The following is a 19,959-nucleotide window of genomic DNA, read 5'->3' as shown; positions in this document are numbered from 1 at the left end:
GCAGAAGAGCCTTGAGCGCAAATTCTCCTGGCGCGAGCATTGCATCGACATATTCGGTACTCATCCGAATGCTCACCGCCGAGTGGAGGACACCGTACATGACAACGCTTCGAAACCAGAGGGTGACGATCATCGGAGGGGGGATGGGCGGCCTCGCCTCCGCTCTGGTACTCCGCCGTCTGGGTGCCGATGTCACTCTCTTCGAACACGCCCCGGCCTTCGGCGAGGTGGGCGCCGGCATCCAGCTCGGGCCGAACGCCACCCGGATCCTGCGCGAGTGGGGGCTGCTCGACGAGGTGATTGCCCGGGGCTTCCGGCCGGAGAACCTCGTACTGAAAGACGCGATCACCGGTCAGGTGCTCACCCGGCAGAGCCTCGGCGACGACTTCGTGGAGCGTTACGGCGCCCCCTACGTCGTGATCCACCGCAGTGACCTGCACGCCATCCTGCTGGAGGCGGCGGAACGGGAGCAGGTCGAACTGGTGGTCGACAGCCATGTGGAGCGCATCGACGACGTCGGTCCGGAGGCGGTCGTCACGCTCGCGGGTGGAGCCCAGCACCGATCGGATGCCGTGCTCGCTGCAGACGGTCTCGCATCGCTCACGCGCGATTCGATCGTGGGAGATGCGCCGGTGGCCTCCGGTTACGTCGCCTACCGCGGCACACTGCCGGAGACCGGCGGCCACGGCGCCGATGTGGTTGCCTGGCTCGGCCCGCACTGCCACTTCGTGCAGTACCCCATCCGCCGCGGCGAGATGCTCAACATGGTCGCCGTCTTCCGGTCTCCGGCCTTCCTGCGGGGCGAGGAGGAGTGGGGCGGTGTCGAGGAATTGGATGCCGCGTACACGGAGTGCTCGGCCGAGGTGCAGGAGGCCGTGCGGCACCTGTGGCGCGACCGTCGCTGGCCGATGTACGACCGCGAGCCCACCGAGAACTGGGGAGCGGGACGCGTGAGTCTGATCGGTGACGCCGCACACCCGATGCTGCAGTACCTCGCTCAAGGCGCCTGCCAGGCCTTCGAGGACGCCGATGCGCTCGACGTCTTCGCGGCCCGCACACCGGGCGACTGGCCCGCGACCTTCGAGGCGCTCGCCGCGGTGCGCCGGCCCCGCACGGCGCGAGTGCAGCGCACGGCCCGCGTCTGGGGCGACATCTGGCACGTCGACGGCGTCGCCCGCGTTCTGCGCAACGAGCTGCTGCACCAACGCGATCTCACCGACTACCGCTACCTCGACTGGCTGTACGGTCGTTCCCGGGACGACGACTTCGGTGCCCAGGCCTCCGGCTCGGAGACGGCGTCCCGCGAACAGGAGGCTGCACGATGACCGACCTCTCGATCCGGCCTGGAACGCACCACGACGCCGTGCGCGACCGCGAGTGGCGACTGCTCATCGGGGGCGCCCTCCGGCCGGCCGCTGAGGGGCGCAGCTATGACCGCATCAGCCCGTTCACCCGCGACATCATCGCCCGGGTTCCGGATGCCGGCCCGAGCGATGTCGACGACGCGGTCGAGGCCGCGTGGGCGGCCCGTCGGGAGTGGCGCCTCACGCCCGTGCCGCAGCGCGCCGCCCTCGTGGCCCGGGCGGCCGATCTCATCGAGGAGCACGGGGAAGAACTCGCCTACCTCGACTCCATCGACGCGGGCTCTCCCCTCATCAATTCGCGCCTGGACGTGCGGCTCACCGTCTCGCACGCCCGTCTGTTCTCGGGTATCGCCCTCGAGATGAAGGGAACCACCGTTCCGGCCAGCGCAGGTCTGCACCTGACGGTGCGGGAGCCGGTGGGAGTGGTGGTGCGCATCGTGCCGTTCAACCATCCGCTGATGTTCGCCGGCAAGGTGTTCGCCCCGCTGATCGCGGGCAACCCGACGATCCTGAAGCCCCCGGAGGTGGCGCCGCTCTCGGCACTGCGCCTCGGGGAACTTCTGCGGGAGGTCTTCCCGCCGGGAGTGTTTCAAGTGGTGGTGGGTGACGGCCCCGCCGTGCCCGACCGTCTGGTGCGGCATCCGAAGGTGCGCAGAATCGGCTTCATCGGTTCGGAGCGCACCGGCATGGCCATTCAGCGGGCCGCCGCGGAGTCGGGGATCAAGGAGGTGTCGCTCGAGCTCGGCGGGAAGAACGCCATGGTCGTCTTCGACGACGCCGACCTCGATGCCGCGGCGCAGGGCGCCATCGCCGGGATGAACTTCACCTGGTCGGGGCAGAGCTGCGGATCGAACTCGCGTCTGCTCGTGCAGCGGTCGGTGCACGACGCACTCGTGGAGCGGATCGCAGCGAAACTCGCCGATCACAAGCTCGGAGACCCGCTCGACCCGGATTCGCGGCAGGGCACGATGATCAACGAGGCGCAGTACCGCAAGGTGATGGACTACCTCGACATCGCCCGCGCGGAGGGCGCCACCGTCGTCACCGGAGGCGGCAAGCCCGACGGAGCCGAGTTCGAGCGCGGGCTGTTCATCGCGCCCACCGTGCTCACGGGGATCGACATGACGAAGACCGTGGCGCGGGAGGAGATCTTCGGCCCGGTGCTCTCGGTCATCCCGTTCGACGACGAAGACGAAGCGCTGTCCATCGCCAATGACTCCGAGTACGGCCTCACGGCGAGCGTGTGGACGAAGGACATCTCGCGCGCACTGCGCCTCGGCCACGAACTGGAGGCCGGATTCGTCTGGGTGAACGACTCCTCCAAGCACTTCCCGAACGTGCCCTACGGCGGCGTGAAGGCCTCCGGCATGGGCCGCGAGGAGAGCATGGAAGAGCTGCTCAGCTACACGGCGCTCAAGTCGATCAACATCGCGTACTGACTCAAGGAAGAGAAGCACATGTCATATCAAGGTCTGGACACCAAGGTCGTCGTCGTCACCGGCGCCGCCCAGGGGATCGGCGCCGCCTACGTGCGACGCCTCGCACAGGAGGGCGCGACCGTGATCGCGGCCGACCGCAACCTGGCGGGCGTCGAGGCTCTCGCGGCGGAACTCGGAGAGAAGGTGGTGCCGCTGGCGATCGACGTCTCGTCGGCGGCGTCCTGCGCAGAACTCGCCGCGACCGCGATGGAGCGTTTCGGCCGGGTCGACGGCCTCATCAACAACGCCGCGATCTTCTCGACCATCGCCATGCATCCGTTCTGGGAGATCCCGGAGAAGGAGTGGGATGCGATCATGGCCGTGAACATCAAGGGTCCGTGGCTCGTGACCTCCGCGCTCCTCGAGGCCTTCAAGGCCTCGGGCCGCGCGAGCATCGTGAACATCGGGTCGGATGCCGTTCTGCTCGGCAGAACGGAGTACCTGCACTACATCGCCTCGAAGGGCGCTGTGACGGCCATGACCTTCTCGATGTCGAAGGAGCTCGGCGGGTTCGGTGTGCGCGTGAACACGCTCTCACCCGGCCCGGTCTACACCGAGGTCTCACGCGAGACCGTCACCGAGGCCCAGCGGGAGGCCATGCTCGCCCGCCAGGCCGTTCCACGCACCGCGGGGCCCGACGACATGACGAGCCTCGCCGCCTTCCTGCTCTCCGACGACAGCGGCTACATCTCGGGCCAGACCATCTCGGTCAACGGGGGGTTGGTGCACCGGTGAGCGCCGATCTCTCCAGCGCCGATCTCTCCAGCGCCGAGCTCTGCGAACTCGTCTCGCTCTCCTCGCGCATCCTCGGCGGCGCCGATCAGGGCGACTTCATCTGGGGCCACGGTTCTGCCCGCGACCCGGGAGGCCGCGGCATCTGGATCAAGGAGAGCGGGATCGGGCTCGCGGAGGTGGGCCCAGACCGCGTTCATCTCGTGTCCCGCGAGGGGGAGGTGCTGGAGGGGTCGCAGGGGCCGCGACACATCGAGTACCCGATCCACACCGAGATCATGGCCGCGCGCCCGGATGTCGGTGGAGTCGTGCACACGCACTCGCCGCACGCGATCGCGCTGGCCGCCGCCGGCGTCGACCTGCTGCCCGTGAGTCACGCCGCCACTCACTTCGTGCCGCCGCAGGTGCCGCGGTTCACCGAGACCGCCAACCTCATCCGCACCCGCGAACTGGGAGCCTCTCTGGCCGCCACGCTCGCTGGTTCGAACGCCGTGTTCCTGGTGAATCACGGCATCGTCACGGTGGGTCCCGACCTCCAGACCGCCACGGTCTCGGCTCTGCTGCTCGAGGCCGCTGCGCAGCAGCAACTGCTCACCATGGGTTTCGGCGGTGCGACCTCGTGGTCCGACGACGAGGAGGCGCTCGCCAAGCGCGAGATCATCTACAGCCCGAAGGCGCTGCACACCGTCTGGGACCACCTGGTGCGCCGCCTCGGCTGAGCCGCGCAATCCGTTCTGACTGACAGAAATCTGGCGCCTCGGCGCCGTCCGGCCTCTACGGTCGGAGACACCCACCCCGGCCCGCGCCGGAAGCCCGTTCACGCAAAGGAGCGTTCAGCATGAGCTATGTCATCGGAGTCGACGTGGGAGGGACGTTCACCGACGCCGTCCTCGCCGACGACCTGGGGAACATCGTGGGGGCGAAGGCACCCTCGACCCCGCCGGATTATTCGGAGGGCGTGATCGACGTGCTTCGAGCGCTCGCGGAGCAGCTCGACGTAAGCCTCGACGTGATGCTGGCCGACACCCGGCACATCGCCCACGGCACCACGTCGTCGTTGAACGCACTGGTGATGGGCAACGTGCCGCCGGTGGGGTTCATCACCACGCGCGGCCACGGCGACTCGATCTACATCATGAACGTCGAAGGCCGCTACCTCGGCAGCTCACCGGAGCAGCTGCAGAGCGTGATCACGCAGTCCAAGTCGCACGGCCTGATCCCGAAGAGCAGCACGTTCGAGGTCACCGAGCGGGTCGACCGCGACGGAGGGGTCGTGGTGGCGCTCGACGAGCAGAACGTGCGGCAGGCCGTCAGCGACATCCTCGCCCAGGGGATCAGCGCCATCGCGGTGTCGCTGCTGTGGTCGTTCCGGAACGATGCGCACGAGCGCCGCATCCGCGAGATCGTCGAAGAGATGGCGCCCGGCACGTTCGTGTCCCTCTCCTCCGAGGTGAGCCCGCGCATCCGCGAGTTCTCCCGCAGCGCGACCACCATCATGAGCACGCAGATCGGTCCCGGTCTCGCGGCCTACCTGGAGAATCTCGAAGGCACCCTGCGGGAGCACGGGCTGCGCGGACCACTGCTCGTGATGCAGAGCAACGGTGGCGCGATCGTGGCCGGCGAGGCTCCTGCCACCGCGATCAGCACCGTCGGATCGGTGCTCACGGGCGGCGTGGTGGGGGCGGTCGCCCTCGGCAAGCAGCTCGGTCACACCAACGTGGTCGCCACGGATGTCGGGGGCACCACCTTCCTCGTCGGCCTCGTCGTCGACGGTGAACCGGTGCGCTCCTCGGGCACGGTCATCAACCACCACCCGGTGAACGTGCCGACCCTCGAAGTGCACGCCATCGGATCCGGTGGCGGCGCGATCGCCTGGATCGACCAGGGCGGCAATCTGCAGGTCGGGCCGAAGAGTGCCCAGGCCGTGCCCGGTCCCGCGTGCTACGGACAGGGCGGCACCGAGCCCACCAACACCGATGCGAATCTGGTGCTCGGCATCCTTCCGACCAGCGGTCTGCTGGGCGGGCGGAAGGGGCTCGACGTCGACAAGGCGCGCGAAGCCATCCGCACCCGCATCGCCGAGCCCCTCGGACTCTCGATCGAGGATGCCGCAGCAGCCATCTACGCCGTGCAGAACGCCCAGACCGGAGACCTGCTGCGCAAGACCGTGGTGGAGGCGGGGCACGACCCGCGCGACTTCGTGCTGTACGCCTTCGGGGGCGCCGGACCCGCGAACTGCGCCGCCTACGCCGCAGAGCTCGGTGTGAGCGAGGTGGTGGTTCCTCTCGGGCCGGTGGCCTCGGCGTTCTCGGCATACGGGCTCGCGACCAGCGACATCGTTCTGGCCGCCGAGCTCTCCGACCCGGTTTCGTTGCCGAGCGATCCGGCAAAGGTCGAACGCAACTTCCAGGGCTTGGAGCGCCGCGTGCTCGAGGCGCTCGAACGCCAGGGAATCACCTTCGAGAGCATCGAACTGCACCGCGAGCTCGACATGCGCTTCGCCATGCAGCTCGCCGAGCTGCCGATCGAGATCGCGTCGCCGGTGACCGAGGAGGAGCTGGCCGATGCCGCCCACCGTTTCGAGCACCGCTACGAGGAACTCTTCGGCGCCGGATCGGGCTTCGCGGCAGCCGGAGTGCAGGCCATCACCTATCGCGTGCGCGCCGTGGGGACTCTGCCCCTCTCGCTCGAGTTGCCGATGATCGAAGCCGGCGACTCGGCCGACGCCTCGGCGGCGGTGCTCGGCCACCGCCCGGTGCGGCTCGACTCCAGCGGCTACGCCGACACCGCCGTGTACGACTACACGCTGTTGCGAGCCGGTCACCACATCCAGGGTCCTGCCGTCGTGCAGGTGCCCACCACCACCGTGGTCGTGCCGGCGGGCATGACGGGAACGGTCGACCCCCGCGGCAATCTCATCATCGACACCGGGGTGCGCCCCGACACCGGCGACGCCGGTACCGAGAACGGAGCCAACTCATGAGCATGACCATCCCGGGCTCGGAGGTCTACTCCAGCCGCCCGCTCAGCCCTGAGCAGCTGCAACGGTTCATCCCCGACACGCTCCGGATGCACACGGTCACCCAGGAGCAGATCGACGCCGTCGACGCCCTCACCTACGAGGTCATCCGGCACCGTCTCTGGTCGGTGACCGAGGAGATGGGTGAGGCCCTGAAACGGATGTCGGGCTCGCCGATCGTCACCGATGCGAACGACTTCGACTTCGCGATCGGCGACGAGTACGGACAGGAGGTGCAGGTCGGCCTCTACAACACCATGCTGGTGGGCGCCGTCGATCTCGCGGTGTACTGGACGCTGCAGCACCGTGCCACCAACCCCGGTATCGCCGAGGGCGACATGTTCCTCTGCAACGACCCGTGGGTGGGTGGAGGACTGCACCAGAACGACGTCATCGTGTACCAGCCGGTCTTCCACGACGGACAGCTGTTCGCGTGGACGAGCGCCATCTGCCACGAGCCCGACCTCGGTGGCGTGGGCCTCGGGTCGTTCTCGCCGGCGGCGCAGGACATCTTCAGCGAGTCGCTGCCCACCCCGCCCGTGAAGGTGGTGCGCGATTTCGAGCTGCAGGACGACATCGCCGATCTGTGGACCCGCCGCTCACGCGTGCCGATGCTGGTGGGCCTCGACCTGCGCGCCAAGATCGGGGCCAACAACGTCGGCCGAACCCGGCTGCACGAGGTGATCGAGCGCTACGGCGCCGACACCGTGAAGGCCGTGATGAAGCGCATGATGGCCGACTCCGAATCGCGTCTGCGTGCGAAGCTGACCGACCTGCCCGACGGCACCTGGAAGGCCACCGGCTATCAGGACCAGTCGCACGAAGGAGATCGCAGCCTGCACAAGATCACGCTCGCGATGACCAAGGCGGGCGATCACCTCACTTTCGACTTCACCGGCACCGACCCCCAGGCGGGAGTCATCAACTGCACCTATGCCGGTATGCGTGGAGGAGTCATGTTGGCGCTGCTGCCGATCCTGGCCAACGACATCCCGTGGTCGGCCGGAGGTCTCATGCGCTGCTTCGACCTCGTGGCCGAAGAGGGGACCATCAACAACGCCACGTTCCCGGCAGCCGTCAGCCGCGGCCCGATCGGTCCGGCCTGGCTCACGGGAACGCTGGTGGCCGAGTGCCTCTCGCAGATGCTCGACCGCTCGGTCGATCTCGGCAAGAGCGTGCAGGCGTCCTGCTGCGGCACGTGGGACACGGCGGTGATCGCCGGGCTCGACGAACGCGGCACGGTCCCCGTGCCGTTCCTCAACATCTTGATGGAGCCGATGGCGGGGGGCTACGGCGCACGGCCGACCGTTGACGGCATGGACACCGGCGGGCTCTTCTGCATTCCGATGGGTCGCATCCCCGACACCGAGATGTCGGAGTTCCTCTATCCGATGCTCGTGCTCTGGCGGCGCGAGGAGGCCGACTCGGGCGGCCCGGGCCGGCAGCGGGGTGGTGTGAGCGCGTCGCTCGCGATGACGCCCCTCGGAACCTCGGTGCCCATGGGCCTCGTGTTCGCCTCGGCCGGCAAGGCCGTGTCGCAGAACAACGGCCTCGCCGGGGGGTACCCGGGCAACACGGGGCTGGACGTGCTGGTGCGCGACGTGAACGTGCTCGACCGGTTCAAAGACGGCGTGATGCCGGTCGGGCTCGACGAGATCGGCGGCCGGATCGAGATCGGCCAGAACTACTCCCAGAGCTACGTCGCACCGGGAGAGGTGCTCTACATGCACTGGCAGGGTGGCGGGGGCTACGGCGATCCGCTGTCGCGGGAGCCGCAGGCCGTGGTCGACGACCTGCGGACGGGCAAGATCTCGCCCGAGGCCGCCGAGAAGAGCTACGGCGTGCGGGTGGATGCCGCCGGCCTCCTCGATGCGCACGCGACAGAGGAGCTGCGGCGTGCCGTGCGCGATGAGAGACGTGCGCGCTCGGTGGTCGACGACGCCGTCGCCGGGTACCCCGTGCTCGACGTCGCGAGAGGTCGTCGCATCGACGACAACCTCGTGCAGGTCCCGGGTGACGACGGGGGTGTGGGGCTCGTGGCCTGTGCGCACTGCGGTCAGCAGCTCGCGGACTCCGCGCACGACGACCGGCTGCGGCTCGCCGCCTTCGATGGCGCGCCGGCAGAGGCCGGCCCGCAGGTCACCTCCGATCATGCGAACTACGTCGACGACGAGGTGGTCTTCCGGCAGTACTGCTGCCCCGGGTGCTGGACGGCGCTCTATACGAGCATCGTGCCGGTCGGACATCCGGACCACGCCCGTAGTATCGCGCTACTGGCTGGATAATTTCGCTCAACAGAAAACTGATGTGTCCCGTGCGCGGGCGTCTTACCGTGAAGTATCGGCGGGGAGACGCCCGCTCACGACGTTGTGGAACCAGGAGATCTCAATGACGAGTTCGTTGCAAGAAGGCGCCAAGAACGAGGTCGATACCTCATCGCGTGCCCGGATACGCGCCACGGTCCTCGCGACGCTGGGGAACGTGCTGGAGTGGTACGACTTCACCGTCTACGGATTCCTCGCCGTTTACATCGCGGCCAATTTCTTTCCAGGAGAAGATCCGATCGCGGCCCTCCTCTCCGCCTTCGGGGTCTTCGCGGTGGGATTCATCGCCCGCCCTCTTGGCGCGCTCGTGCTCGGTCCCCTCGTCGACAGGAAGGGCCGCAAGTCGGTCATGCTGCTCTCGATGCTGATGATGGCGGGCGGTTCGCTGCTCGTGGGCATCGCGCCCAGCTACGTCACCTTCGGGGCCTTCGGGGCGTTCGTGATCATCTTCGGCCGGCTGCTCCAGGGTTTCTCCGCCGGTGGAGAGTTCGGAAGCTCCGCCGTGTTCCTGGTCGAGTGGGCGAACCCCAAGCGCCGCGGCTTCTTCGGCAGTTTCCACCAGGTGGCGACCTACGGAGGCCTGCTGGTGGGAGTGGTGTTCGTCGCGGCGCTGACGGCGATCCTCGGGTCGGAGGTGATGGCCTCGTGGGGCTGGCGTATTCCGTTCATCCTGGGTTCGGCACTCGCGATCGTCGTGCTGATCCTCCGCCGCCGAGTGTCGGAGACCCCCGTGTTCTCTGAGATCAAGGAGGAGGAGGCCGAGGGCGGTGCACCGGATGCCCCCACCTCGACGGCGAAAGAGCTCGGCGCGGTGGCGGGCTTCTTCCTCACGATCGGCGTGGTGGCGCTCTGGGCGGTGACCTCGATGGTCACCATCAATTACATGCCGACCTTCACCTCGAACTTCGCCGGCATTCCAGCGCAGGAGGCGCTCTGGGCCACGTGCATCGGCTGCCTGGTGGCCGTCGTGCTCATCCCCCTGGCCGGGCATCTCTCGGACCGCTTCGGACGCAAGCCCTTCATCATCGGCGCCGCGATCGGCTACATCGTGCTCGCCTATCCGATGTTCTGGATGATCGTCGAGGGTCGGGCGTTCGGTTTCGTGGTGCTCGCCCAGGTCATCTTCGCCGTCCCCACCGCGGCCATCGCCGGAACCGGCAGCTCGACGATCTCCGAGCTGTTCGCCACCAAGCGCCGCGGATCGCTGGTGTCGATCGGATCGGCGATCTCGGTGACGGTCTTCGGGGGATTCGGCGCACTGATCTGTACGCTGCTCATCACGACGACGGGCCTCCCCACCTCTCCGGCGTTCTACGTGATCGGGGTCGCGGTCATCACCTTGATCGCCGGAATCGCCCTCCCCAACCTCGCCACGCGCGAACTGCGCCGGTGACCTGCCCGAAGTCGCACCACCCAGAAGGAGTCCTCTCGTGAGTCAACGTCACGTGCTCATCACCGGCGCCGGCATGGTCGGCACCTCGACCGCCCGAGAACTGCTGGCCGACGGCTGGCGGGTCACCCTGGTCGACCGCAGCATGCCGCGCGCCTATGTGCGGGAGGTGCTGGGTGACGAGGCGCTCGACGAGGGCCGGGTGGAGCTGATCGAGGTCGACCTCACCGATCAGGATGCCCGTGCGGCGGCCCTGCAGGACCTGCCGGTCGACGCGGTGGTGCACACGGCCGCGCTGATCGCGGCACGGGCGCAACGCGACGTGCTCGAGACCCTCGCCGTGAACGTCGAGGTGCCGCTCTGGCTCGCCGGCTGGGCCCACTCGGCCGGCGCGGCCCGCTTCGTCTCGATCAGCAGTTGGAGCGTGTTCTCCGAGGATCAGCCGGGGCCCATCACCGAGGACTCTCCCCTCATGACGCACTTCACGTCGTACTACATCGCCTCGAAGCTCGCGGCCGAGCACCTCCTGAGCGCCTATGCTGCGTCCAGTGGCCTGCAGATCGCGGCGATCCGGCCCACCGTCGTGTACGGGTACGGACCCAATCTCGGAGGCGGCGTGGGCAGCGCGGCCATCGAGGCCCAGGTGCTGCGGGGAGTGCGCGGCGAGAACATCGAGTTGCCGGCGAACATCATCTCGACAACGGAACTGGTCTACGCCGGGGATGTCGGCCGCGCCGTCGCGGCAGCGGTGACGGTACCGATGGAGGCCGTCTTCACCTGGTTCACGATCGGCTCGCAGGAGACGACCACCATCGAAGAACTCGCGGCCACCCTGCGTGAGCTGTTCCCCGCGGTCGAGGTGGCCGTCGGTTCCGGGTCCGAGTCCTCGGTGGTGCCGCCGCGGCAGAGCTCGCCCACCGACCTGACCGAGACCCTTCGCACCCTCGGTATCCCGCAGCCGCTTCGGCGGCGCGAGGGCTTCGAGCGGTTCGCCGGGGAGCTCCGTCAGGCCCAGGCGCTCGCCGAGGGAGGCGTGCGATGACGGCCGGCGGCATCCGCGCCGTCGAGACGGTGATCGCAGGGGTCGGATTCAGCGGGCTCTCGGCCGCTCACGAACTGCTCGCCCACGGTCGTGACGACTTCCTCCTGCTCGAGAAGGCGGAAGAGGCCGGCGGCGTCTGGCGTGACAACGTGTACCCGAACGCCGCCTGCGACGTCCCGGCACACCTGTACAGCCTCTCCTTCGCGCAGAGCCCCGAGTGGTCGAGCAACTATGCCCTGCAGGCCGAGATCCTCGACTACAACAACCGGGTGATCGACGATCTCGGTATCCGTGACCGCATCCTGTTCAGCACCGCTCTCGAGCGGGCCGTGTGGAACGGCGAGCGGGGGCGCTGGCTCCTGGAGCTCTCCACCGGAGAGAGTCTCGAGTGCCGTTTCCTGGTGTCGGCGCTCGGCACGCTCAACCAGCCGCTCGTGCCCGAGTTGCCCGGGATGCACGACTTCGCCGGGCGGATCGTGCACACGGCGGAATGGCCTGCGGATCTCGACCTGTCGGGTCAGCGCGTGGCCGTCATCGGCGCCGGGGCCAGCGCCATCCAGGTGGTTCCGCACGCCGTCGATGTCGCGGCTTCGGTGCTGGTGTCGATCCGTACGGCTCCGCACGTGATGCCCAAGCCGGAGGCGCTCTACGACGAGAAGGCGAAGCAGCACTTCCGCGAGCATCCGGAGGCGCTGCTCGCGTTGCGCAAGGAGCAGTACGACTACTGGAACCACTCCACCCACGCGCAGGCGGTGATGGACGAGGAGTTCCTCGCCAATGCCGAACGGGTGTGGCGCGAGCACATGGAGTCCGCCATCTCCGACCCGGAGCTGCGGCGCGTGCTCACGCCCGATTCGCGTTTCGGATGTCGTCGCCCCGTGGTGTCGAATGCCTTCTATCCGGCGCTCGCGTCACCGAAGACCACCGTGTTCGACTCCGCCATCACCCGGCTCACCCGCGACGGAGTCGTGTCGGAGCGGGGCCAGGTGTGGCAGGCCGATGTGGTGGTGCTCGCCACCGGATTCCGTGCCACCGAGATGCTCTCGCACGTCGAGTTCGTGGGTGCCGGCGGCTGGACGCTCGAAGAGGAGTGGGCCGACGGCGGTCCGCAGGCCTACAAGGGCACGCTGGTGAAGGGTTTCCCCAACCTGTTCCTGATCACGGGCCCGAACACGCAGGCGTCCGGGTCGATCATCGGCGTCATCGAGGCGCAGACCGACTTCGTGGCCCGGCTGATGGACGACGCGGATGCCCACGGCGCGCAATCCGTCGCCGTCACGCCCGCAGCGCAGGCGGCATTCGACGAGGAACTCAGCAGCATGATGTCGCGCAGTGTCTGGGAGATCGGTGGCTGCGAGAGCTGGTACCGCATCGGCGGCAGTGGACGTGTGGTGACGAAATGGCCGGGAAGCCTCGACGAGTTCGAGCGTGTGCTGGCCCGGCTCGACGACGTGGATCTCGCCTTCGGGGGTGCGCTCGAACCGGAACGGGTGGTCGTCTAGCGCCGCTCACCGCAGGCCTCATCGACCGCGTGACGCCGGCGTCGGCCCTCCGGCGGCAGCAGATCGCATCGCCCTTCGGGCCTCGGCTCGCGCCCGGATCGCAAGGATGACCTCGGTCTTCGCGTCGGCATAGTCGTTCATGTCGTCCCAGCGCCGCGTGAGCAGGGCTCGCTTGGTGCTCTCGTAGAGTGCCCGGTCGGCCGCATCCGTGCGCAGGTGGTCGCGGAGCACGAGGTACCGGTCGATTGCGGTGTCGCCGACCTGGTAGATGTGCACGTGCACGTCGCGCGCCGGGGTGCGCACGAGGCGGTGGCGCGGCTCACGCACCCGCAGCACGTAGCCGGCGGCCAGGAGGGCATCGAGGTAGTCCTCCTCCGCCGTGATGTCGGCGACCGCGACGACGACGTCGATGATCGGCTTGGCGGCCAGGCCGGGAACCGAGGTCGAGCCGATGTGCTCGATGGTCGCGTCGGCCCCGGCCTCTCCGAGGGCGTCACGGATGCGCTGCTCCTGGTCGCGGTAGGCGTCCACCCACCGCGCGTCGTACTCGTGCAGTGCGAGCGTGAGCGGCTCGGGGCCGCCCACGATGTCGACGGTCGTGACATCCGCTCGTCTCGGTGTGCGGCTCGTGCTCACCCCGTCATTCTCGCAGAACGGTGTGGCGGGGGCGCGTCAGCCAGGGCACGAGGCGCACGAAGACGACCATCGCCACCAGCTCGACGAGCGTCTGCGCCACGACGGCGAGCGGCGCGAGGCCGAGCGCGGCGGGCAATGCCAGGGCGAGGGGGAGGACGACGAGGGAGTTGCGGGTCGCTCCACTGAACACGACCGCCCGCACGGCCGGCACATCCAGCCGCGCAGCTCGGCCCGCAGCGAGCCCGACGGCGAGCATGATGACCGCGAACGCGACGTAGAGCGGCACGACGCGGAGAAGGGTCACCGCCTGCGCGCCGACGGCCGCGATCTGCGACCCGATCACGAGCGCCAGCGTGATCATCATCAGCGGCACCATGGCCGCCGCGGAGACGCCTTCGATCATCCGACCCGTCCGGTGCCGGCGAGCGAGGACCTGCACGAGCGCCGCCGCGATCAGCGGCAGCAGGATCAGCAGCACGAATGCGTCCACGAACGGGGCGATGTCGATCAGGGCCACGGCATCGCTCCCCGCGAAGAGCAGGAGGTACACGGGGAGCAGCAGGATCTGCAGCAGCATCAGCAGGGGAGCGGCCGCGAGCAGCCGCGCTCTCGCCCCGCCGGCCAGGCCGGTGAACACGATCACGTAGTCGACACACGGCGTCAGGAGCACCAGGAGCACACCGAGGAGCAGGCCGCGGTCGTCCGCCACGAATCGTGACAGTCCGAACACCACCACGGGCACGACGGCGAAGTTCACCAGGACGACCGTGGCGAGAAAGCGCAGATCCCGGAAGGAACGGCCGACCTCGACGAGCGGGACGCCGAGGAACGTCGCGAACAGCAGAAGGATGAGCGCGGGATCGATCCCGGCGGCCAGCGCCGGCGCGGTCCCGGGCGCGAGGCCGCCGAGAAGAGCGCCGGCCCCGATCGCCGCGATGTACAGAGCGATCTGGTGCGCATCCCACCAGCCGATGATCCGCCCCATCGGTCCAGCCTAGGCAGTCCTGATCCGTGCGGGTGTCAAGCCCCGTGCGGCAACCCGGCCGCCGGGCTTCACTCGGGAAGGGAACGGCACGGAACCGAACGGATCCGAACCGATGATCGACGACGAGAGGATGCGCATGCGAGCGCTCACCTGGCAGGGAACCATGAAGGTCAGCGTCGAGGACGTGCCCGACCCGGAGATCGAGGAACCGACCGACGCCATCGTGCGCATCACGTCGACCGCGATCTGCGGATCCGACCTCCACCTCTACGACGTGCTCGGCCCGTTCCTCGCGAAGGGCGACGTGCTGGGTCATGAGCCGATGGGCATCGTGGAATCGGTGGGCTCCGCCGTCACGCGGGTGAAGCCGGGCGACCGGGTCGTCATCCCCTTCGTGATCGCCTGCGGCCACTGCTTCATGTGCGTGCGCGGTCTCACCACCCAGTGCGAGACCACCCAGAACCGCGACACGGACACGGGGGCCTCCCTCTACGGCTACACCGAGCTCTACGGCTCGGTGCCCGGCGGTCAGGCCGAGTACCTCCGGGTGCCGTTCGCCGATTTCAACGCACTGGTCGTCGGCACCGAGCTGCCGGATGAGCGCTACCTCTTCCTGAGCGACATCCTGCCCACTGCGTGGCAGGGCGTGCAGTACGCGGAGCTCCCGGAGGACGGCGTGCTCGCGGTGATCGGTCTCGGCCCGGTCGGTCAGTTCGCGGCGCGCATCGGAAGGTACCTCGGGCACCGCGTGATCGGTGTCGACCCTGTCGCGGAACGACGCACGATGGCGCAACGGCACGGTATCGAGACCCTCGATCTCACGCCCGACGTGGTCGAGATCCTGCGCGACCTCACCGAGGGGCGCGGCCCCGACGCCGTCATCGACGCCGTGGGCATGGAGGCGCACGGCAACCCGGTCGCCGCCTTCTCCCAGTTCGCCGCGGGCCTGCTCCCGGATGCGCTGGCCAAGAAGGCCGCCACGACCGTCGGCGTCGACCGCCTCGCCGCCATGATGCTGGCTCTCGACGCGGTGCGTCGCGGCGGCACCGTCTCGCTCAGCGGGGTGTACGCGGGCGCGGCCGATCCCATGCCGTTCGTGACCATGTTCGACAAGGGCATCACCCTCCGGATGGGCCAGTGCAACGTGCACCGGTGGCGCGACGAGATCCTCCCTCTCGTCGAGGACCCGGCCGATCCGCTCGGTGTCGACGACCTGGTGACGCACACGGTTCCGCTCGAGGACGCGGCGCACATGTACGACGTGTTCAAGAAGAAGGAGGACGGCTGCGTGAAGGTGGTGCTGAAACCCTGATCGCGGCTGGTGCGCCCACAGGCCTCCAGGATCTGTGAGAGTAGAGGGATGAAGGTCCTCTCCATCCAGTCCGCCGTCGCCTACGGTCACGTCGGCAACTCGGCAGCCGTCTTCCCCCTGCAGCGCATCGGCGTGGAAGTGCTCCCCGTCTACACGGTCAATTTCTCCAACCACACGGGCTACGGCGCCTGGCGCGGGCCGATGATCGCCGCCGACGACGTGCGCGACGTCATCCTGGGCATCGAGGAGCGGGGCGCCTTCCCGCAGATCGACGTGGTGCTCACCGGCTACCAGGGCGGCGCGGGCATCGCCGAGGTCATCGTCGACGCGGTACGCCGCGTCAAGGAGGCCAACCCGGCCGCGGTGTACTCCTGCGACCCCGTGATGGGCAACGCCAAGTCGGGCTGCTTCGTGGCGCCCGAGATCCCCGAGCTGCTGCGCGAGAGGGTCGTGCCCGTGGCCGACATCATCACGCCGAACCAGTTCGAGCTCGGCTACCTCACCCGCACCGAGCCGGCCGATCTCGAGTCGACCCTCGCCTCCGTCGACCTCGCCCGCGCGATGGGCCCCTCGACGGTGCTCGTCACGAGCGTGGAGCGACCCGACCGCGAGCCCGGCACGGTCGAGATGCTCGCCGTCGACGATGCCGGGGCGTGGATCGTGCGCACCCCGCAGCTGCCGATCAAGGCCAACGGCTCCGGCGACGTGACCGCGGGCCTGTTCACCGCCCACTACCAGGCCACGAAGGATGCCGCCCTCGCGCTCGAGCGCACCGCATCCAGCATCTTCGACCTCATCGAGCTCACCCTGGATTCCGGCGAGCGTGAACTGAAGATCGTGGAGGCGCAGGAGTTCTACGCCCACCCCCGACTCCAGTTCACGGCCACGCGCGTGCGCTGACGGACGCATGGCCGAGACGATCCCCGCCCATCGCCCCGGTGGCCTGACCGCCGCCGAGGTCGCCGAGCGCGTCGCCGACGGTCGCACCAATGCGTTCGTGCAGGATTCGAGCCGCAGCGTGTGGAGCATCGTGCGCGCGAACGTGCTCACCCTGTTCAACGCCATCATCCTCGCCTGCTTCCTGGTGCTGCTGGCGATCGGCCGATGGCAGGATGCGCTGTTCGGCTTCTCCGCCATCGCCAACGCGGTGATCGGCACCGTGCAGGAGTATCGCGCCAAGCGCGCGCTCGACAAGCTCGCGCTGCTCAACGCGCCGAGCGCCCGTGTGCGGCGCGAGGGCGAGGAGGTCGAGGTGGCGGTGAGCGAGGTGGTTCTCGGCGACACCCTCGTGCTGCGCGCCGGCGACCAGGTGCCGGCGGATGCGGTCACGACCGACAGCCACGGCCTGCAGCTCGACGAGTCGATGCTCACCGGCGAGTCCGACGCCGTCGAGAAGGCGCCGGGAGACCGGGTGCTCTCGGGCTCGATCGTGGTGGGCGGTGAGGGGTCCGCCGTCGTCGACCGGGTGGGAGCCGACTCCTTCGCGAACTCGCTCGCGGCCGAGGCGAAGAGGTTCTCGCTCGTCGCATCCGAACTCCGTTCCTCGATCAACCGCGTGCTGAAGTGGGTGACCTGGTTCATCGGGCCCGTCGCCCTGCTCGTGCTGAACGCGCAGATGATCGCGCAGGGCGGCTGGGCCGAGGCAAGCGGGAGCGGCGCCTGGCGGGACGCCGCGGTGGCGACCATCGCCTCCGTGGTGGCGATGGTGCCGCTCGGCCTCGTGCTCATGACGAGCATCACCTTCGCCGTCGGCGCCGTGAAGCTGGCCCGCCAGCAGGTGCTGGTGCAGGAGCTGCCCGCCGTCGAGGGGCTCGCCCGGGTCGATCTCATCTGCCTCGACAAGACCGGCACGCTGACCCAGGGCGACATCGTGTTCGACGCGGCGCATCCGCTCACCGAACGACCCGGCTGGCAGCAGGTGCTCGCCTGGTACGGCGTGCAGAACGACGCCAATGCCACCGCCCGCAGTCTCGTGGGTCGGTTCACCGAGCAGCCCACCGGCGCCCCCGTCGATCGCGTGGCCTTCTCCTCGGCGCGCAAGTGGAGCGCCGTGACGTTCGGCGACGGCATGTGGATCCTGGGCGGTCCGGAGATGGTCTTCCCCGCCGGTCGCACGAGCGATCCCGTGCTCGAGCGCCTCGCCGCCGAGGCTGCCGAGCTGGCGGCCACGGGCAGCCGCACGCTCGTGCTCGCCCACGGCACCCCGACGCACGACGAGACCGTGCCGGCCGATGCCGTGCCGGTCGTGCTGCTGACCTTCCGCGAGAACATCCGCCCGGATGCGGCCGAGACGCTCGCCTACTTCGCCGCGCAGGGCGTCGGCGTGCGCATCATCTCGGGCGACAACCCGCAGACGGTCGCGGCGATCGCGCGCGGCGTGGGCCTGGATGCTCCGCACGGCTTCGACGCCCGTGAGCTGCCCGAGGAGCAGGATGCCCTCATCCGCGTTCTCGACGAGAACATCGTGTTCGGGCGGGTGACGCCCGACCAGAAGAAGCGCATCGTGGTGGCGTTGAAGACGGCGGGGCACACCGTGGCCATGACCGGCGACGGCGTGAACGACGCCCTGGCCATCAAGGAGGCCGACATCGGTGTCGCGATGAACTCGGGGGCCGCCGCCACCAAGGCCGTGGCGCGGCTCGTTCTGCTCGACGGCAAGTTCTCGCATCTGCCGAGTGTGGTCGCCGAGGGCCGTCAGGTGATCGCGAACATCGAGCGGGTGTCGATGCTCTTCCTCACGAAGACCGCCTACGCCACCTTCCTCGCGATCGCGTTCGGCATCCTGCTGCTGCCGTTCCCGTTCCTCCCCCGACAGCTCTCGGTGACGGATGGGCTCACCATCGGCATCCCCGCGTTCTTCCTCGCACTGCTGCCGAATGCGCAGCGGTACGTGCCGGGTTTTCTGCGCCGCTCGCTGACCTTCGCCGTTCCGGCGGGTGTGGTGGTGACCGTGGGCCTCGCCGCCTACGCGCGGCTCGCCGCGAACCTGAGCATCCCCCAGGCGGAGATCCGCACGGGCTCCACGCTCATCCTCACCATCATCGGCCTCTGGATCCTCGTGGTGCTCTCGCGGCCGGTCACCCGTTTCAAGGGCGCGGTGATCGGGGCGATGATGATCGGCCTGGTGCTCGTGTACACGGTGCCGATCGTGCGCGACTTCCTGCAGCTCGTCGATCCGACCCTGCAGACAGCTCTTCTGGTGCTCGGCACCTCCGTTCTCTCGATCGCGCTCATCGAGGTGGTGCGGTTCGCGCACCGGCGCATCGCGGTGCGCGATGTGGAACGGGCCCTCAGCGACCGGGCGATGCGAAGTAGCGACGCGCGGAGCCGACCCACAGCGGGATGATCACGAGGGCGCACACGATCAGCTGGGTGATCACGCCCGACCAGTCGCCGTCGGCGGCGATCACCAGGTCGGCCACGTCGAGGGCGAGCCCGGCGAGCAGCACGACCGTCGCACCGGTTCTCGCCGCGCGGCTGCCACGGGCGACCCCGGACGCGAGGGCGACGAGCAGGAGACCGAAGAGGACCATGCCCACCCCGAGGAGGGTGACCGGAAGGCGGATGCCGTCGGCCGCCGTCTCGGGCAGGTAGCGGAGGAAGATCGTCAGCACACCGAGAACGATGTCGGCGATTCCGGCGATGTAGATCAGCACCACGACGAACGTCACGATCCCCGGGCGGCGGGTGGGCGCATCAGTCATGCGCCGAGCCTAACCGGCGTCAGTGCTCTTTCTTGATGGTGAAGTAGGAGCCGCGGATGGTTCCGGCGAGCTTCGACCGCTGGCGGGCGAACTTGAACTTCTCGGCGAGCTCGTCGGGCACCTCCATGCCGTCGGAGAGCTTGAAGCCCACAGCCCGCTTGCCCGCGTCCTCGAGCGTGTACAGGACGTTGATCGAGAGGCCGCTCTCGTAGAACACATAGGCCCAACGGATGCCCTCGACCTCGAACTCGGTCGCCTCGAGCGCGGGCGACGCGATCACGATGTCGCGTTCGTCTTCCAGGATGCCGGCGACCCAGTCGACGATGGCTCTCGCGGCGGGCTCGTCGGCCGACTCGACGGTGAAGACGTGGTCGTACTTGTTCTTGAAATAGCGGGCCTCGTTGGCGCGGAGGCCGGCGAGGGCATCGACGACGGGGGACGACTCGAGCCCCCTGGTGGAGACGGTGGTGA

General features: G+C 68.8%; 16 protein-coding genes. 12 read left to right on the top strand and 4 right to left on the bottom strand.

The features are described from left to right. Nucleotides 1–98: 98 nt before the first annotated feature. The 9 genes from EPO52_RS04665 (at nucleotide 99) to EPO52_RS04625 (ending at nucleotide 12,851) form a co-directional block, all read left to right on the top strand. Nucleotides 99–1,325, top strand: coding sequence for an FAD-dependent monooxygenase (locus EPO52_RS04665; protein ID WP_290802644.1), 1,227 nt, complete (start codon nucleotides 99–101; stop codon nucleotides 1,323–1,325). Continuing rightward, on the top strand, nucleotides 1,322–2,803 hold the full coding sequence (locus tag EPO52_RS04660) for an aldehyde dehydrogenase family protein (RefSeq protein WP_290802642.1): 1,482 nt from the start codon (nucleotides 1,322–1,324) through the stop codon (nucleotides 2,801–2,803). Before EPO52_RS04665 ends, EPO52_RS04660 begins: the two co-directional genes overlap by 4 nt. Before the next feature lie 18 nt (nucleotides 2,804–2,821). Next, nucleotides 2,822–3,577: an SDR family oxidoreductase gene (locus tag EPO52_RS04655; RefSeq protein ID WP_290802638.1), complete on the top strand. Its 756-nt coding sequence runs from the start codon at nucleotides 2,822–2,824 to the stop codon at nucleotides 3,575–3,577. Next, complete coding sequence (locus EPO52_RS04650) at nucleotides 3,574–4,293, top strand: class II aldolase/adducin family protein (protein WP_290802635.1); 720 nt, start codon at nucleotides 3,574–3,576, stop codon at nucleotides 4,291–4,293. Before EPO52_RS04655 ends, EPO52_RS04650 begins: the two co-directional genes overlap by 4 nt. A gap of 119 nt (nucleotides 4,294–4,412) precedes the next feature. Continuing rightward, a complete protein-coding gene (locus EPO52_RS04645; RefSeq protein WP_290802632.1) occupies nucleotides 4,413–6,557 on the top strand; it encodes a hydantoinase/oxoprolinase family protein in 2,145 nt (714 codons plus the stop codon). Next, complete coding sequence (locus EPO52_RS04640) at nucleotides 6,554–8,878, top strand: hydantoinase B/oxoprolinase family protein (RefSeq protein WP_290802629.1); 2,325 nt, start codon at nucleotides 6,554–6,556, stop codon at nucleotides 8,876–8,878. Before EPO52_RS04645 ends, EPO52_RS04640 begins: the two co-directional genes overlap by 4 nt. 103 nt (nucleotides 8,879–8,981) lie before the next feature. Further along, on the top strand, nucleotides 8,982–10,310 hold the full coding sequence (locus tag EPO52_RS04635) for an MFS transporter (protein WP_290802626.1): 1,329 nt from the start codon (nucleotides 8,982–8,984) through the stop codon (nucleotides 10,308–10,310). Nucleotides 10,311–10,347: 37 nt separating this feature from the next. After that, complete coding sequence (locus EPO52_RS04630) at nucleotides 10,348–11,349, top strand: NAD(P)-dependent oxidoreductase (protein WP_290802623.1); 1,002 nt, start codon at nucleotides 10,348–10,350, stop codon at nucleotides 11,347–11,349. Beyond that, complete coding sequence (locus tag EPO52_RS04625; protein ID WP_290802620.1) at nucleotides 11,346–12,851, top strand: NAD(P)/FAD-dependent oxidoreductase; 1,506 nt, start codon at nucleotides 11,346–11,348, stop codon at nucleotides 12,849–12,851. The genes EPO52_RS04630 and EPO52_RS04625 overlap by 4 nt, the downstream gene beginning before the upstream one ends. 18 nt (nucleotides 12,852–12,869) lie before the next feature. Here EPO52_RS04625 and EPO52_RS04620 read toward each other — a convergent pair whose 3' ends face one another. Continuing rightward, nucleotides 12,870–13,487, bottom strand: coding sequence for a GrpB family protein (locus EPO52_RS04620; RefSeq protein WP_290802617.1), 618 nt, complete (start codon nucleotides 13,485–13,487; stop codon nucleotides 12,870–12,872). A gap of 4 nt (nucleotides 13,488–13,491) precedes the next feature. Continuing rightward, nucleotides 13,492–14,472, bottom strand: coding sequence for a bile acid:sodium symporter (locus EPO52_RS04615; RefSeq protein ID WP_290802614.1), 981 nt, complete (start codon nucleotides 14,470–14,472; stop codon nucleotides 13,492–13,494). 136 nt (nucleotides 14,473–14,608) lie between these two features. On the opposite strand from EPO52_RS04615, the gene EPO52_RS04610 reads away from it, so the two are divergent. From EPO52_RS04610 to EPO52_RS04600, 3 genes are read left to right on the top strand one after another with little or no spacing between them, the layout of a single operon-like run. After that, nucleotides 14,609–15,784 carry a zinc-dependent alcohol dehydrogenase gene (locus EPO52_RS04610; protein ID WP_290803054.1) on the top strand — a complete coding sequence of 392 codons (1,176 nt, stop codon included), beginning with the start codon at nucleotides 14,609–14,611 and terminating at the stop codon, nucleotides 15,782–15,784. Nucleotides 15,785–15,832: 48 nt separating this feature from the next. Then, nucleotides 15,833–16,684, top strand: a complete 852-nt coding sequence (gene pdxY / locus EPO52_RS04605; protein WP_290802612.1) for a pyridoxal kinase PdxY — start codon at nucleotides 15,833–15,835, stop codon at nucleotides 16,682–16,684. Between the two features lie 7 nt (nucleotides 16,685–16,691). After that, complete coding sequence (locus EPO52_RS04600) at nucleotides 16,692–19,130, top strand: HAD-IC family P-type ATPase (protein ID WP_290802609.1); 2,439 nt, start codon at nucleotides 16,692–16,694, stop codon at nucleotides 19,128–19,130. On the opposite strand, the gene EPO52_RS04595 is transcribed toward EPO52_RS04600, so the two are convergent. Continuing rightward, nucleotides 19,075–19,488: a hypothetical protein gene (locus tag EPO52_RS04595; protein ID WP_290802606.1), complete on the bottom strand. Its 414-nt coding sequence runs from the start codon at nucleotides 19,486–19,488 to the stop codon at nucleotides 19,075–19,077. The two genes, EPO52_RS04600 and EPO52_RS04595, sit on opposite strands and share 56 nt — an antisense overlap. Nucleotides 19,489–19,507: 19 nt before the next feature. Continuing rightward, the coding region (locus tag EPO52_RS04590; RefSeq protein WP_290802605.1) for a phage tail protein at nucleotides 19,508–19,959 on the bottom strand (452 nt) is incomplete at its 5' end.

It is taken from the genome of Herbiconiux sp. (assembly GCF_004297105.1).
Classification (GTDB): domain Bacteria; phylum Actinomycetota; class Actinomycetes; order Actinomycetales; family Microbacteriaceae; genus Herbiconiux.
Note: the sequence above shows the minus strand (reverse complement) of the source record. Positions and strands in the feature narration are given on the sequence as shown.

Excerpts from the sequence above, each read along its gene's own strand:
- EPO52_RS04665 (WP_290802644.1), top strand. The coding sequence starts at position 99 with ATGACAACGCTTCGAAACCAGAGGGTGACGATCATCGGAGGGGGGATG.
- EPO52_RS04660 (WP_290802642.1), top strand. The coding sequence starts at position 1,322 with ATGACCGACCTCTCGATCCGGCCTGGAACGCACCACGACGCCGTGCGC.
- EPO52_RS04655 (WP_290802638.1), top strand. The coding sequence starts at position 2,822 with ATGTCATATCAAGGTCTGGACACCAAGGTCGTCGTCGTCACCGGCGCC.
- EPO52_RS04645 (WP_290802632.1), top strand. The coding sequence starts at position 4,413 with ATGAGCTATGTCATCGGAGTCGACGTGGGAGGGACGTTCACCGACGCC.
- EPO52_RS04640 (WP_290802629.1), top strand. The coding sequence starts at position 6,554 with ATGAGCATGACCATCCCGGGCTCGGAGGTCTACTCCAGCCGCCCGCTC.
- EPO52_RS04635 (WP_290802626.1), top strand. The coding sequence starts at position 8,982 with ATGACGAGTTCGTTGCAAGAAGGCGCCAAGAACGAGGTCGATACCTCA.
- EPO52_RS04625 (WP_290802620.1), top strand. The coding sequence starts at position 11,346 with ATGACGGCCGGCGGCATCCGCGCCGTCGAGACGGTGATCGCAGGGGTC.
- EPO52_RS04615 (WP_290802614.1), bottom strand. The coding sequence starts at position 14,472 with ATGGGGCGGATCATCGGCTGGTGGGATGCGCACCAGATCGCTCTGTAC.
- EPO52_RS04610 (WP_290803054.1), top strand. The coding sequence starts at position 14,609 with ATGCGAGCGCTCACCTGGCAGGGAACCATGAAGGTCAGCGTCGAGGAC.
- pdxY (WP_290802612.1), top strand. The coding sequence starts at position 15,833 with ATGAAGGTCCTCTCCATCCAGTCCGCCGTCGCCTACGGTCACGTCGGC.
- EPO52_RS04600 (WP_290802609.1), top strand. The coding sequence starts at position 16,692 with ATGGCCGAGACGATCCCCGCCCATCGCCCCGGTGGCCTGACCGCCGCC.
- EPO52_RS04595 (WP_290802606.1), bottom strand. The coding sequence starts at position 19,488 with ATGACTGATGCGCCCACCCGCCGCCCGGGGATCGTGACGTTCGTCGTG.